Annotated in this window: 14 protein-coding genes; 13 read left to right on the plus strand and 1 reads right to left on the minus strand. The window is 51.6% G+C overall.

Annotated elements, in window-relative coordinates; genetic code table 11:
* Positions 1-17 precede the first annotated feature (17 nt).
* The 7 genes from yabN (at position 18) to PRIO_RS00260 (ending at position 4,581) form a co-directional block, all read left to right on the plus strand.
* On the plus strand, positions 18-1,517 hold the full coding sequence (gene yabN, locus PRIO_RS00230; RefSeq protein ID WP_020425736.1) for a bifunctional methyltransferase/pyrophosphohydrolase YabN: 1,500 nt from the start codon (positions 18-20) through the stop codon (positions 1,515-1,517).
* A gap of 553 nt (positions 1,518-2,070) precedes the next feature.
* The gene (locus tag PRIO_RS00235) at positions 2,071-2,343 is read left to right on the plus strand and encodes an HU family DNA-binding protein (RefSeq protein ID WP_020425548.1); all 273 of its coding nucleotides are present in this window, start codon (positions 2,071-2,073) and stop codon (positions 2,341-2,343) included.
* The gene (locus tag PRIO_RS00240) at positions 2,343-2,621 is read left to right on the plus strand and encodes an RNA-binding S4 domain-containing protein (protein WP_020425549.1); all 279 of its coding nucleotides are present in this window, start codon (positions 2,343-2,345) and stop codon (positions 2,619-2,621) included. Before PRIO_RS00235 ends, PRIO_RS00240 begins: the two co-directional genes overlap by 1 nt.
* A 132-nt stretch (positions 2,622-2,753) precedes the next feature.
* Complete coding sequence (gene yabP, locus PRIO_RS00245; protein ID WP_020425550.1) at positions 2,754-3,038, plus strand: sporulation protein YabP; 285 nt, start codon at positions 2,754-2,756, stop codon at positions 3,036-3,038.
* Positions 3,035-3,598, plus strand: coding sequence for a spore cortex biosynthesis protein YabQ (gene yabQ / locus PRIO_RS00250; RefSeq protein WP_020425551.1), 564 nt, complete (start codon positions 3,035-3,037; stop codon positions 3,596-3,598). The genes yabP and yabQ overlap by 4 nt, the downstream gene beginning before the upstream one ends.
* 22 nt (positions 3,599-3,620) lie before the next feature.
* Complete coding sequence (locus PRIO_RS00255; RefSeq protein ID WP_020425552.1) at positions 3,621-3,956, plus strand: FtsB family cell division protein; 336 nt, start codon at positions 3,621-3,623, stop codon at positions 3,954-3,956.
* 124 nt (positions 3,957-4,080) lie between these two features.
* Entirely contained in the window at positions 4,081-4,581 is a 501-nt protein-coding gene (locus PRIO_RS00260) for a S1 domain-containing RNA-binding protein (protein ID WP_020425553.1), read from the plus strand.
* A gap of 71 nt (positions 4,582-4,652) precedes the next feature.
* On the opposite strand, the gene PRIO_RS35285 is transcribed toward PRIO_RS00260, so the two are convergent.
* Positions 4,653-4,904: a hypothetical protein gene (locus PRIO_RS35285; protein ID WP_141639030.1), complete on the minus strand. Its 252-nt coding sequence runs from the start codon at positions 4,902-4,904 to the stop codon at positions 4,653-4,655.
* Positions 4,905-4,967: 63 nt separating this feature from the next.
* On the opposite strand from PRIO_RS35285, the gene spoIIE reads away from it, so the two are divergent.
* From spoIIE to ftsH, 6 genes are all read left to right on the plus strand, one after another.
* Positions 4,968-7,475, plus strand: coding sequence for a stage II sporulation protein E (gene spoIIE / locus PRIO_RS00265; protein ID WP_020425554.1), 2,508 nt, complete (start codon positions 4,968-4,970; stop codon positions 7,473-7,475).
* A gap of 219 nt (positions 7,476-7,694) precedes the next feature.
* Positions 7,695-8,441, plus strand: a complete 747-nt coding sequence (locus tag PRIO_RS00270; RefSeq protein WP_020426053.1) for a vWA domain-containing protein — start codon at positions 7,695-7,697, stop codon at positions 8,439-8,441.
* Positions 8,431-9,363, plus strand: a complete 933-nt coding sequence (locus tag PRIO_RS00275) for a serine/threonine protein kinase (protein WP_020426054.1) — start codon at positions 8,431-8,433, stop codon at positions 9,361-9,363. Before PRIO_RS00270 ends, PRIO_RS00275 begins: the two co-directional genes overlap by 11 nt.
* A gap of 74 nt (positions 9,364-9,437) precedes the next feature.
* Entirely contained in the window at positions 9,438-10,892 is a 1,455-nt protein-coding gene (gene tilS, locus PRIO_RS00280) for a tRNA lysidine(34) synthetase TilS (RefSeq protein WP_020426055.1), read from the plus strand.
* A gap of 33 nt (positions 10,893-10,925) precedes the next feature.
* Positions 10,926-11,465 (plus strand): hypoxanthine phosphoribosyltransferase, encoded by a 540-nt coding sequence (gene hpt, locus PRIO_RS00285; RefSeq protein WP_020426056.1) that lies wholly within the window; start codon positions 10,926-10,928, stop codon positions 11,463-11,465.
* A gap of 109 nt (positions 11,466-11,574) precedes the next feature.
* Positions 11,575-13,629 (plus strand): ATP-dependent zinc metalloprotease FtsH, encoded by a 2,055-nt coding sequence (gene ftsH, locus PRIO_RS00290; RefSeq protein WP_020426057.1) that lies wholly within the window; start codon positions 11,575-11,577, stop codon positions 13,627-13,629.
* Positions 13,630-13,678: the final 49 nt, after the last annotated feature.

Below are 13,678 nucleotides of genomic sequence, written 5' to 3' on the forward strand. Positions count from 1 at the left end.
GAAGGAGTAGAAATCGCATGAGTGCAAGACTAACCGTAGTCGGGCTGGGCTCGGGGAACCCGGACCGGCTGACGCTGGGGATTATCAAAAAGCTGAAAGCGGCATCTGCCGTTTACGTGCGCACCGCGGAGCATCCCGTGATGAAGGCGCTGGAAGAGCTTGAGATTGCTTCACAGTCCTTTGACTATCTGTATGAATCGCTGTCCTCTTTTCCTGATGTTTATGAGGCGATTACGGCGAAAATCATCGAGGAATGTGCATCGGCGCCGGCAGGTGCAGAAATTGTCTATGCCGTTCCGGGACATCCCATGGTTGCCGAGTCGGCCGTTTCCTTGCTGCGGGGGCGCTGCCCGGAAGCAGGAATCGAGCTGGAGATTCTCGGCGGCGAGAGCTTTCTGGACGAGGCGTTTGTGCGTCTTGGCTTTGATCCCATCGAGGGTTTTCAGCTTCTCGATGCTTCCGGCATCCGCAGCTCCCAGCTTCAGCCCGAGCTGCACACGCTGATCGGCCAGGTGTATGACAGCTTTACCGCATCGGAGACCAAGCTCTGCCTGATGGAGCTGTATCCGCCGGAGTATGAAGTCATTGTCGGCCATGCGCTTGGGGTGGAGGGCGAAGAGCAGATTGAACGCGTACCGCTCTTCGAGCTGGACCGGCTGACGGGCTATGGCAATCTGTCGCTGGTATACGTTCCGGCGAACCGTGCGGAGACTGCAAGACGGCGCAGCTTTGCCCGTCTGCATGAAATAGTTGATATTCTGCGCAGTCCGGAGGGCTGCCCCTGGGACCGGGAGCAGACCCATGATTCCCTCCGCAAGAATCTCATAGAGGAAACCTATGAGGTGCTTGAAACGATCGATGAGGATGATCCGGATCATATGAAGGAAGAGCTTGGCGACCTGCTGCTTCAGATTATGCTCCATGCCCAGATGGAAGAGGAGCTTGGAACCTTTAATGTCTACGACGTTATTGAAGGTCTGAATGACAAGCTGATCTTCCGCCATCCGCATGTATTCGGGGACACCGAAGCCGGCAATGCCGAGGAAGCGCTGAAGAACTGGGAAGGAATGAAGGCTGAAGAGAAGCGGCGCAAGGGACTGAAACCCGAAGCCGAGTCTGCGCTCAGCGGCGTGCCACGTGACCTTCCGGCGCTGATGAAAGCTTACAAGCTGCAGAAGAAAGCCTCCAAGGTCGGTTTCGATTGGGATCATGTAAACGACGTTCTGGCCAAAATCCGCGAGGAGGCAGACGAACTGCAGGAAGCGATCGAGAGCGGCGCTTCAGCGGAGGAGCAGATGCTGGAGCTGGGGGATCTGTTGTTTGCAGCAACCAATGCCGCCCGTTTTATCGGTGCAGATCCGGAAGAGGCGCTTACCCGCACCAACCGCAAGTTTGTCTCCCGGTTTCAATATATCGAGCAGAGGCTGCTAAGCCAGGGGACAACCATTCAGGACAGCAGTCTGGAACAGATGGAAGCTCTCTGGCAGGAAGCCAAATTGGAGGAACGGGAGCTGTAAAAGCAGCAGTCCGTTGCACACCCGGTGGCTGGTTAAAGTTATATAAATTGAACTTGAAATATTACTATTAGGGAGAAGTGGCGGAGGAGAAGTTTGGAACTGTAGGAGCGGTAGCGTCCGCCTTTGTCTGCGGATTTCCACCGTTAATAACGGTATACAATCAAGAAATCTGCAGATGGGCAGCGGCCGGAAGTCCAAACATTCTCTGGAGTCACGACTATCCCAAAATCGAAAAATCATAAGTTCAGTTTATATAGCAGGAAGAAAATTTAATAGAGCTCCGGTTTGTCCGGTATAGCGGGCCTGCAAAGCGGCAATGCTGTGAATGCGCGCGAATCTCTGATTTAAACGGCAATGAGCAGTTTATAGTTTTATAGTGCTGTAAGTCCGTTTTTGCGGTGAAAGCCTGTTTTTTTAAAAAAATCGGCGATTCATGGCAGGAATTCGGGTCGGCATCAAGAATATCATAAAGACGAAATGACGATTGCGGGAGAACCCTGCGGCACTATCGCGTTTCATTTATTTTTTTGTATCCTAGGAGGAACTTCAAATTATGAACAAGACAGATTTGGTTAACAACATTTCCGAAAAAAGCGGATTGGCAAAAAAAGACGTGGAAACCGTATTGAACGGAGTGCTGGGTGAAATTACCGATGCATTGGCACAAGGGGACAAAGTGCAGCTAATCGGATTCGGCACTTTTGAAACCCGCAAACGTTCCGGCCGCTCGGGCCGCAACCCGCAAACGGGCACACCGATTGAAATTCCTGAATCCACTGTACCGGCCTTCAAGGCTGGGAACAAGCTTAAAGAAGCCGTTAACTAATGCGTCTTGATAAATTCCTGAAGGTTTCCCGTTTGATCAAGCGCCGCACAGTGGCCAAGGATGTGTCCGAACAAGGCCGGGTACTTATCAACGGGCGGGAATCGAAGCCGAGCAGCACGGTAAAGATCGGTGACGAGATTACCGTACAATTCGGTCAAAAGCTTGTAACGGTAAAAGTGGAAAAGCTGGTCGAGACGACCCGCAAGGACGAAGCTGCAGGCATGTATACACTGCTCCGCGAAGAGCCTGTTGCCAAAACAAGCGGCCTGGACTGGTAGACGGATTTGTAAGATTACTGAGAAAAGCGCGGCTCTGCATTCACGCAGAGCTTGCGCTTTTTTTGCTGCGGCGGCTGTTCTATAAACGCTCCCTTCCCCATAGATTAGAAACAAGAAGGAGGGGTACATGCTATGATCGAGCCAGCAAAGGTCAATAAACAGCACGACTTGCACATGCACAGCCGCAAGCAGCTTGAACTTACTGGTGTGCAGAATGTGGAAAGCTTCGACAGCGAAGAGTTTTTGCTCCGTACGGAACTTGGCCATCTCACCATCCGCGGGAATCATTTACATATCAAGAACTTAAGTCTGGAGAATGGCCTATTGTCCCTGGAAGGCAATGTGCATTCCCTGATTTATCTGGATCCCGGCGCGCAAGGCAAAAATAAGGGAATACTCGGCAAGCTGTTCAAATGAATCCCGCAGTTCAGTGGGTGACCCTGTTCTATATGATGATGGCCGGTACAGCCATGGGACTGGCCTATGACAGCTACCGGGTGCTGTCGCTGAAATTGAGCTTTCCCAAGTGGTTGAATGCGCTGCTGGATTTGCTGTACTGGCTCTGGGCAGCGCTGCTGGTCTTCCGCATGCTTTATGCCGGAAATCAGGGACAATTGAGGTTTTATGTCTTTGTAGGGCTGTTTCTAGGCGTATGGATCTATTTTTTGATCTTCAGTGTTACGGTGCGAAGATTTGTGGTAATGTTAATTCAGTCGGTTCAATATACGTGCAGACTGCTGTGGAGAGTTATAGAAGTGCTGATTGGTGTTCCACTCCGCTGGTTATGGCGCCTCTTGAGAGGCATATTCCGGCTGCTGGGCCATATCCTTCTATTTATTCTTAAGCTGCTGCTGCGTCTAACGAAGCCGATTTGGGTATTTCCTGTGAGATGGATCTCGCCTCATGCTTCCCGGCTCTATCACAGCGCCTGGGTCACGGGATTCATGGCATGGATACACACCAAACGGAAACACTGATCTTGTACTGGAGGTACGCTGCATGAACAGATTCTCTGCGGAAGAGAAGGAGAGTAACCACAAAGCTTCGGCTGCAGGTGCGAAGAGAAGAAGAGTCATATGGACACTCGTCGTCGCGGTGTTTTTCGGCTGGGCCGGTTATATTTTCTTTGCCCAGAGTGCGGTGATTGCGGATAAGAGTGAACGGCTCGCCCAGAAACAGGAAAGCCATGAGACCGTTACGACTTCCCTGAATCAACTGAAATATGAAGTCTCCCGCCTGAAAGATGATGAGTATATCGGACAATTAGCCCGCAAATGGTACAATATGTATCCGCCAGGCGAAACACCTATTCGTACGGAGCAATCAGGGGAATAAAGCAGGCTAAAAGGGGCTTTCGCTGTGTTGCCTTGATTTGTTCTTTACTGTATAATCAAATCACCGCAGACTGGATGGACTTTATATTCGTCTGTATATTTTTAAGGGAGGATCATTTTATTCTATGGCAATTGAAGTGGGCACCAAGTTAGAGGGCAAGGTGACAGGCATCACGCATTTCGGAGCATTTGTGGATCTGTCAGGAGGTGTCACAGGTCTCGTTCACATCTCGGAAATCGCCGATAACTACGTCAAGGATGTTAACGATCATTTGAAGATTGCTGATGTGGTAACCGTCAAAGTGATTAATGTTGACAAGGACGGCAAGATCGGACTTTCCATCAAGCAGGCCGTAGATAAGCCGGCATCGGAAGTACGTCCCCCCAGAGCTCCAAGACCTGAACGTCCAAGCGGTGGAGACCGTTTCGGCGGCGGTGGCGGCAGTGGTGGAGGCGGCGGTGGTTACAATCGTGAACGGGGAGGGCGTCCATTCAAGCCTGCAGCCGGTAAACCTTCATTCGAGGATAAAATGTCACGCTTCCTGAAAGACAGCGAAGAACGGATATCTTCGATCAAGAAGAACACAGAAGGAAAGCGCGGAGGCCGTGGAGCCAAGCGCGTATAATTTGAATACCTGCACATCATTAATAACCGCCGGGGGCAGAGTGCCCTTTGCGGTTTTTTTGTGCTTATCGCTCAGCACTCACTTTGTGGCGGATTTTTTGTCGGCAGGAAATAAATTGCCGACAGCATCCTAGCCATTTTCACATAACTCCAGAGCAATCGCTGACGAATGTCTGCAGCCGCAGGACCTGCAGAAGTGGGAATGGTTTCCATAAATAGCCGCCAACCGGCTGTCCCGCAAGGGATGCACAAGCTTTTCCATGAAATGTCGGGACAGGCTTTTTTGTCGGAAATTTCTTGCAGACTGCTCTCTGTTTCTGACAAACTTTCGTAAGACCCCCGCTATATAATGAGAACCATAAATTCTAAAACGGGTGGTGCAGAGAAATGAGTAAAAGCAATGTGGTGAATTTGCCGGAGTGGACAAGAGCTGGAGGCAATGACAAGGGTCAGAAGGATAGCTGGGGTGAACGCGCTAAAGCGTGGAGTCTGAAGCAGCCGATGATCCAGTTTTTCATAGTGAAAAAATGGATGCTGCTGCTAAGTCTTATGGGCTTTCTGCTGGGCCGTGCGATGATACTGGACGAGCTGTCCCCTTTTGCAGCAGCTTATTTTGCCGTTATTGTATTTATGCGCAGAGACTCCATATTGCCTGTGGCCGCCGCAATTATTCTCGGAAGCCTTTTCACTCCATTCCCCGGTGCTGTGATGGTTGCCGCCGAACTGATAATCTTTTTCCTGATTTATAAAGGGCTGGAGAGCTTTCAAAAAGTAGAGCTTTCCTACGCACCGCTGATGGTGTTTGTCTCTTCTTTTATGGTGGGTTTATTTAAAATCGTGATGGGGCCATCGATTACGTGGTATTCGCTGATGATGATAACGCTTGATGCATTGCTCGGATTTGTGCTCACTCTTGTATTTTTGCAGGCGCTTCCGGTCTTTACCTATAAGCAGAAAAGCAGGGCGCTGCGCAATGATGAAGTGCTTTGTCTGATTATTTTGCTGGCTTCGGTCATGACTGGCCTTGTCGGCTGGAGTGTCAATGGGCTGTCCCTTGAGCATATTCTATCCCGTTTTCTGATTTTGATTTTTGCCCTGGCTGGAGGTGCTCCACTTGGTGCAGCCGTCGGTGTGGTGACCGGACTGATCCTCAGCCTCGCGGATATCGGGGCCATCTATCAGATGAGCCTCCTTGCTTTCTCCGGTATGCTGGCAGGCATGATGCAATCTGGACGTAAAGGTGCAGTATCCATTGGGATGCTGCTGGGATCAACGATCCTGTCCGTCTATTTTCTCGGTCCGGGTGATGTGATGGCTTCCACCTGGGAAACCTGCGCAGCTGTAGTGTTGTTTCTTCTAACACCTAAAGGGATGATTTCTGCCATTGCCAAGTATGTGCCGGGCACACCTGACCATAGCCGCTCTCAGCATGAATATGCCAGAAGAGTCAGGGATATTACAGCAGACCGGGTAACCCAGTTCTCCCAGGTGTTCCGGCAGCTGTCAAGCAGCTTCGGCCAGATTCCCCGCGCTGGAGAAGCGGGCAAATCAGATCGTGAAATGGAGGATTTCATGAATACCGTGACGGAAGGAGCCTGCTCGGGCTGCATCCGGCGCACACACTGCTGGGACGCCAAGTTCTATCAGACTTACCGCTATATGACCGATATGATGACAACTGTGGAGGAATGCCCGAATATTACCGCTGCCCAGCTTCCGCCGGAATGGAGCCGGATTTGCGGCAAAACCGGGGAAGTGCTGGAAGTGATGAAAGGCCAATATGAGCTATACCAGCATGATATGCGCTGGAAGAGACAAATATACGACAGCCGCCAATTTGTTGCCGAGCAGCTGTCAGGAGTTTCCCAGGTAATGGAGGACCTGGCCAATGAGATCAAGCGCGAAGGACAGGCGATGTACCGCCAGGAAAGCCAGATCCGTGAGGCGCTGGAAAAGCTGGGCTTATCCATCCACAGCATTGAAATCCTGAGTCTGGACCCGGGGCGGGTAGAGATTGAAGTGGTTCATGCTTATACCCGCGGCTTCGACGAATGCCGCAAGATGATTGCTCCGCTGCTCTCTGACATTCTGGAAGAGAATATTGCCGTGGTGAACGAAACGGCAGTTCATCCCCGGGAGGGGCTGTCGATGGTGACCTTCGGTTCAGCCAAAGCCTATGAGGTGAATACCGGAGTTGCCGGGGCGGCCAAAGGCGGGGATATGCTGTCGGGGGACAGCTTCAGTACCGTTGAACTTGGCAACGGAACCTTTGCGGTTTCCATCAGTGACGGGATGGGCAATGGAGAGCGGGCCCGCATGGAGAGCAGCGCGGCGCTGGGAATGCTGGAAAAGCTGCTGCAGTCCGGAATGGACGAGAAGCTGGCCGTTAAATCCGTCAATTCCATTCTGCTCCTGCGTTCTCCCGACGAATTCTATGCGACTGTGGATATGGCGCTGATCGACCAGTACTCGGCGCAGACTACATTTATGAAAATTGCCTCGGCTCCCAGCTTCATCCGGCGCGGCAGCGAGGTTATTCCGGTAACGGCCAGCAATCTGCCGATCGGAATCATCAAGGAGATAGAGGTTGATCTTGTCAGCATGCAGCTGCGTCCGGGCGATATTCTAATCATGATGACCGATGGTATTTACGATGCGCCCGGATATGCCGTTAATAAAGAGATATGGATGAAACGACTAATCCAGGAGCTTGAGGGTGATGATCCCCAGGAACTGGCGGATAATCTGCTGGAGAAGGTTATCCGGTATCAGGGCAATGAGATTCATGATGACATGACGATTGTGGTCAGCCGCCTGGATCACTTCCATCCGGAATGGTCCAGCCTGCATCTGCCCGGTATTGGGCGGATGGAGCGCCCGCGCACCGTGAGCTAATCTATCATTTAACTGACGCTGCTGTCTGCAGCAAATGTGAATGAAAGGACGGAGAGGAGGTTTGGAACTGTAGAAGCGTCAGCGATCGGAAGTCCAAACACTTCTCGTAGTTCCCCTTATTCACGGCTTGTTTTATTCTGAAATTCCCGCAAAGCGGCGTTTGAAATCTCTCTACCTTGGATATGCTAGAGACATATACAAGGAAGGGAGTGGTCGGTTATGAAGCAAATTCTGCTTATTACTGACGGGTGTTCGAACGTAGGGGAGAGTCCGGTGATGGCTGCGGCGCATGCCCGGCAGGAGGGAATCACCGTCAATGTGGTCGGTGTTGTCGATTATGGGACCATCGGAGAGATGGGCAGCCGGGAGATTGCTGATATTGCGAAAGCCGGCGGCGGGCTCAGCCGGATCGTTGGAACGCCGCAGCTGGCACAGACGATTCAGATGATGACCCGCAAGACGGTGGTTCAGACGATTCAGCAGGCGGTTAATAAAGAGGTAAAAAAAATTCTTGGTGAAGGTTCGCTGGAAGAGCTGCCTCCACTGCAGCGTTCGCAGGTGGTGACGGTTGTCGATGAGCTGACCGAGACCACTCCGCTGCGCATCGCACTGCTCATTGACGCCAGTGCGAGCATGAAGCCGAAGCTGGGTGCTGTAGAAGATGCGATCCGTGATCTGGCGCTTAGCCTGGAGGCGCGGGAGGGCAAGAGCGAAATTGCTGTTTTCCATTTTCCCGGACGCTCCAGCAGTGAAGAGGCCATGCTCGATATGGACTGGACGCACAATGTGTCCGAGGTCCGTTCGTTGTTCTCCAAGCTGAAGATGCGTGGGGCCACACCTACTGGACCAGCCATTTTCAAGGTGCTTGAGCATTACCGTTATGATACACTGGATGAACACCGTGAACGTCCGACAGATGGCGGTTACGATGAAAAAGAAGGGATGATTGGTGGGTATGTCGTCTAATCCGCCCTTTCCTGCCGGCACAGTAATCCGCGGCAAATGGCGGGGCAACCGTTATGTCGTGGAGCGTATGCTGGGAAGAGGAGCGAACGGAACTGTATATCTCGTGCAGCGTGAAGGCAGACGGGAGCGCTATGCGCTGAAGATCGGCAACGATACCCTTGAACTGCAATCGGAAATCAATGTGCTGACCAGTCTGCAATCCAGCAGGAAGCGAAAAGAGCATCGGGCGCATCGTGAATCCGCATTGTCTTCTTATTTACTCGAATCGGATGATTATAAGGACAGCGTGCCGTTTTATGTGATGCGTTATGTAGAAGGCCGGTCGCTGCATTATTTTTTGGCCAAAAACGGCGCTTCCTGGCTTGGGCTGGTGGGCCTCAAGCTGCTGGAGAAACTCCGGAACCTGCATGAGTGCGGTTTTGTGTTCGGAGATTTGAAGCCGGAGAATGTACTGGTCTCCAATTACGGAGAGGCTGAACTGATCGATTACGGCGGCGCCAGCCCGCTGGGCCGCAGCGTGAAGCAATTCACCGAATGGCATGACCGCGGGTACTGGAATGCCGGAAGCCGTACGGGGGATGAGAATTACGATCTTTTTGCGTTTGCTGTGCTGTGTCTGCGGCTGCTTAATGAAGAGGGCCTAAAGGCCGCAGCAGCGCAGCTGCCGCAGACCCGAAGCGCAGACGAACTGGTGAAGCTGGCCAGAAGCCTGCCTGACAAGAAGCTGTCCTCCTGGCTGTGTCTGGCCCTGAAGGGCGGATTTCCGGGAAGTGAAGCGGCCACGGAAGCCTGGAAGATTCATATTTACAGCACAAGAAAACCGGGGAAGGAAACGATGGCGACACCCGGTTGGCTGAAAAGTGCATTTGCGCTGTCTTTATTTGTGCTGATCTTTATGATTTATTACGTATTCCGTTTTTGAAATCATACATACTATAGGTGAAACTGGACGATTGGTCCGGTTCTGGCCTATCGACCGGGTAGAAAGGGAGCCGTATGGAGCAAATGAAGGAACTGGTGGAATCCGTATTGGAGTCTGCAGCCGAGCATGGGCTGTGGTCGCCCCATGACACCATTGTAGTCGCAGTTTCCGGAGGGCCGGACTCTGTGGCTCTTTTGCATATCCTGCATGAAATTTCCCTGAACCGCATGCCGCTGACCTTAATATGCGCCCATGTAAATCATGGGTTCAGACCGGAGTCGGTGGAAGAAGCCGAAGCGGTCCGTGCAATGGCTGGTAGGCTTGGACTTCCCTTTGAGCTGGCGGAGTTTGATATTCCTTCACTCGTCAAAGAGAGCGGCCTCGGGCCTGAGGGGGCAGCGCGGGAAAAACGGTATCAGTTTCTCATCGACACTGCGCATCGCTATGCTGCCCGTTCGGTGGCACTTGCGCATCATGCGGACGATCAGGCGGAAACAGTGCTGATGCGCTTGCTGCGGGGGAGCGGCCCCTCGGGCCTAGGGGGAATGCGCTGGAAACGCACCGAAAAAAAGGTGGAACTGATCCGGCCCTTCCTGCGTATTAACAAAACAGCTCTTGTCAGCCTGTGCCGGCAGGAGGGCCTGCCATACGCCGAAGACGCCAGTAATTTAATGACAGAATATAGACGCAATGCGGTCCGGCTGAACCTGATTCCGGCGCTTGAGGCGTATAATCCGAAAGTGAGGCAATCGCTTCTGCAATTGTCTGAAATTGTCCAGGCGGAAGATGAGTATATGGAGGCGGCGGCACAAAAATACTTTAACGAACTTGTTTTGGCCGATGCCGGAAAATGCACCATGCAGAGAGCATTATTTACGGCCATACCCTCCGCTTTACAACGGCGTTTGATTAAACTAATATTAAATTATCTGTCGGCGGATTCATCGAGCTTGGATTTCCCCAAGATTGAAGCAGTACGCCGGGGAACGCTGCAGGATTATCCTACTGTATGGAGTTTGAACATGGGTGGAGGACTGATCTGCATGCGGCAATATGATACTATTGTGTTCTCGTCCAAGCCTCCGCAGCAGGAATCAAGCTATACATATCGGCTGTCTTTGCCTCATCCCCGTGTTGAAATTAAGGAGATAGGAAAAGTATTGACGATGTCGGTGCTGGAGAGAGAAAATTTTACTGTACTGGGGGAGGACTCTGGGAAAATGTTGGCGTGGTTTGACAGCGGAGAGCTGGTTCTGCCACTCACCATCCGTTCCCGATTGCCTGGAGATACCATAAGGGTTATGGGATTAAACGGAAGCAAAAAGGTAAAAGATATTTACATTGATGATAAAATACCTTCTTCCGAACGCGCTGCGATTCCCCTCGTTTGTGATGATTTGGGCAATATCGTCTGGATTCCGGGCGTAAGGCGCTCGATGCATGCCGCAGTAGGGCGGCACACGGCCTCGGTTCTTCTGTTGTCTCTGGAGGATATGGAGAAGGGAGAAGAAGCGTTATGGCCGAAGTAAGTCTTTCATAGTATAACTTAGGAGGTTCGCAAGTTGCAGAACGATATTCAGGAAATCTTGATCAGCGAAGAGGAAATTCAACAAAGAATCAGGGAGCTCGGCGCCCAGCTGAGTACGGAATATGCAGGACGCACGCCACTCGTCATTTGTGTGCTGAAAGGCGCGTTTATTTTTATGGCGGATCTGGTCAAAGTGATTACAGTCCCTGTAGAAATGGATTTTATGGCTGTATCCAGCTACGGAGCATCCACCAAATCTTCTGGCGTAGTCAAAATCATCAAGGATTTGGACGCTTCCGTTGAAGGACGCGATGTTCTGATTGTGGAGGATATCATTGACAGCGGGCTTACGCTCAGCTATTTGATTGAAATGCTGCAGGGCCGCAATGCCGCTTCAGTTACTGTGGTTACCCTGTTCGACAAACCGGCAGGACGTACAGTTAATCTGGAAGCTGCTTATACCGGATTTGTTATTCCGGATGAATTTGTCGTAGGTTATGGACTCGATTATGCCGAGCAGTATCGGAACCTCCCTTACGTCGGTGTACTGAAGCCTGAAATTTATTCCAAATGAGCTAATCGACAGCCTTAGATCTACGGATCCAACCCCTGGCCTCTGACAATTTGAGGAGTCTGGGCAGGCTATGGTACAATAACTTGAGCGTTGTGAGAGGAGGTAGGGGATGAATCGGTTCATCCGGAATTCTGGTTTTTATTTGATTTTATTTTTAGTCGTGGTGGGCATTGTCCAGTTTGTAAGCAATGGAAATGAATCCGCCGATTTCCCTAGATACGATGAGTTAAGACAGGAGATCAAGAATAACAATGTGAAGAGCATGACGATTCAGTTCGAAGGCAATGCTTTTGCCGTAACCGGTGAATACAAGCAGCAGCCTGCAGAAGCTAAATCGAAGAACTTCTCCACATTTGTTCCTCCTACAGATCGAGCCCTTGATGAACTCATCGCTGCCAGTGATGATAACGGCATAGAGTTGACGCAGAAGAAAATGGAGGGTGACAGCATCTGGCTGACGTTCCTCTCTTCCATCATTCCGCTCGTTATCATGTTCATCCTGTTCTTCTTCCTGTTCAATCAGGCGCAGGGTGGCGGCGGCAAGGTCATGAATTTCGGCAAGAGCAAAGCGCGGTTATATAATGAAGAGAAGAAGAAAATCAGCTTCGAGGATGTTGCAGGAGCCGATGAAGAGAAGCAGGAGCTTGTCGAAGTCGTTGAATTCCTGAAAGATCCGCGCAAATTCGCAGCGGTAGGCGCACGTATCCCTAAGGGTGTGCTTCTCGTAGGCCCTCCAGGTACAGGTAAAACCCTGCTGGCCCGTGCGGTAGCCGGTGAAGCCGGTGTTCCGTTCTTCAGCATCTCCGGTTCCGACTTCGTGGAAATGTTCGTCGGTGTCGGTGCATCCCGTGTGCGTGATTTGTTCGAGAATGCCAAGAAGAATGCACCTTGTATCATCTTTATTGATGAGATCGATGCGGTCGGACGTCAGCGCGGCGCCGGACTCGGCGGCGGACATGACGAACGTGAGCAGACCCTCAACCAATTGCTCGTCGAAATGGACGGCTTTGGCGGCAATGAAGGCATTATTATCGTCGCGGCTACCAACCGCGCAGACATTCTTGATCCGGCGCTGCTTCGTCCGGGACGTTTTGACCGTCAAATCACGGTTGACCGTCCGGATGTCAAAGGCCGTGAAGCTGTACTGAAGGTTCACTCCCGCAATAAACCGCTGACGAAGGATGTCAGACTTGACGTTATCGCCAAGCGTACTACCGGGTTCACCGGCGCTGATTTGGAGAACCTGCTGAATGAAGCAGCCCTTCTCGCTGCACGCCGCAACCGCAAGGATATTTCCATGACGGAAGTGGATGAGGCCATTGACCGGGTAATCGTGGGTACCGAGAAACGCAGCCGGGTCATCAGCGAACGCGAGAAGCGCATCGTGGCTTACCACGAAGCGGGTCATACGATTGTCGGTTATTTCCTGGAACATGCGGATATGGTTCACAAGGTTACCATCATCCCGCGCGGCCGCGCAGGCGGATATGTAATTATGCTTCCAAAAGAAGACCGGATGCTTGTCACCAAGCAGGAATTGCTTGATAAAGTAACCGGGCTGCTCGGCGGACGTGTCGCTGAGGAACTATTCATCGGCGAGATCGGTACAGGCGCATACAGTGACTTCCAGCAGGCTACACGAATTGTACGCAGCATGATTATGGAATACGGTATGAGTGATAAACTGGGACCTATGCAGTTTGGTACTTCCCAAGGCCAGGTGTTCCTGGGCCGGGATATCGGACACGAGCAGAATTACAGTGACTCCATCGCTTATGAAATCGATCAGGAAATGCAGAACTTTATCCGCAGCAGTTATGAACGCTGCAAAGAGCTGCTGACCAAATACTCCAAAGAAATGCACCTGATTGCCAACACGCTGCTTGAGAAGGAAACGCTGGAGCTGGATCAGATCAAAGAACTGATTGAGCAAGGCTACCTGACTGAAGACGGCAAACCTGAGGATGCTGCAGGCGTGACTCACGAAGAAGGCGAGCCTGTCATCGATTCCATCGGTGATGTGCGTGTCCGGATTCAAGGCAAAACAGATGACACTCCATCCACGATCGGGGACTTGTCCAAGGATATTCCGAACAACCCGGACCCGGCAGATGGAAATGATTCTAATAACGGCAATAAAGACGGCGGCGGCAACCTAGTCTAATTGTCACCTGAACGGAATGTTTCGAAATATGATCCGGAGATGCCTTAGG

The organism is Paenibacillus riograndensis SBR5 (assembly GCF_000981585.1).
Lineage (GTDB): Bacteria > Bacillota > Bacilli > Paenibacillales > Paenibacillaceae > Paenibacillus_AQ > Paenibacillus_AQ riograndensis.

What these genes read in the sequence shown, in the direction of transcription:
- yabN (WP_020425736.1), top strand. Translation starts at nt 18, where the DNA reads ATGAGTGCAAGACTAACCGTAGTCGGGCTGGGCTCGGGGAACCCGGAC.
- PRIO_RS00235 (WP_020425548.1), top strand. Translation starts at nt 2,071, where the DNA reads ATGAACAAGACAGATTTGGTTAACAACATTTCCGAAAAAAGCGGATTG.
- PRIO_RS00240 (WP_020425549.1), top strand. Translation starts at nt 2,343, where the DNA reads ATGCGTCTTGATAAATTCCTGAAGGTTTCCCGTTTGATCAAGCGCCGC.
- yabP (WP_020425550.1), top strand. Translation starts at nt 2,754, where the DNA reads ATGATCGAGCCAGCAAAGGTCAATAAACAGCACGACTTGCACATGCAC.
- yabQ (WP_020425551.1), top strand. Translation starts at nt 3,035, where the DNA reads ATGAATCCCGCAGTTCAGTGGGTGACCCTGTTCTATATGATGATGGCC.
- PRIO_RS00255 (WP_020425552.1), top strand. Translation starts at nt 3,621, where the DNA reads ATGAACAGATTCTCTGCGGAAGAGAAGGAGAGTAACCACAAAGCTTCG.
- PRIO_RS00260 (WP_020425553.1), top strand. Translation starts at nt 4,081, where the DNA reads ATGGCAATTGAAGTGGGCACCAAGTTAGAGGGCAAGGTGACAGGCATC.
- spoIIE (WP_020425554.1), top strand. Translation starts at nt 4,968, where the DNA reads ATGAGTAAAAGCAATGTGGTGAATTTGCCGGAGTGGACAAGAGCTGGA.
- PRIO_RS00270 (WP_020426053.1), top strand. Translation starts at nt 7,695, where the DNA reads ATGAAGCAAATTCTGCTTATTACTGACGGGTGTTCGAACGTAGGGGAG.
- PRIO_RS00275 (WP_020426054.1), top strand. Translation starts at nt 8,431, where the DNA reads ATGTCGTCTAATCCGCCCTTTCCTGCCGGCACAGTAATCCGCGGCAAA.
- tilS (WP_020426055.1), top strand. Translation starts at nt 9,438, where the DNA reads ATGGAGCAAATGAAGGAACTGGTGGAATCCGTATTGGAGTCTGCAGCC.
- ftsH (WP_020426057.1), top strand. Translation starts at nt 11,575, where the DNA reads ATGAATCGGTTCATCCGGAATTCTGGTTTTTATTTGATTTTATTTTTA.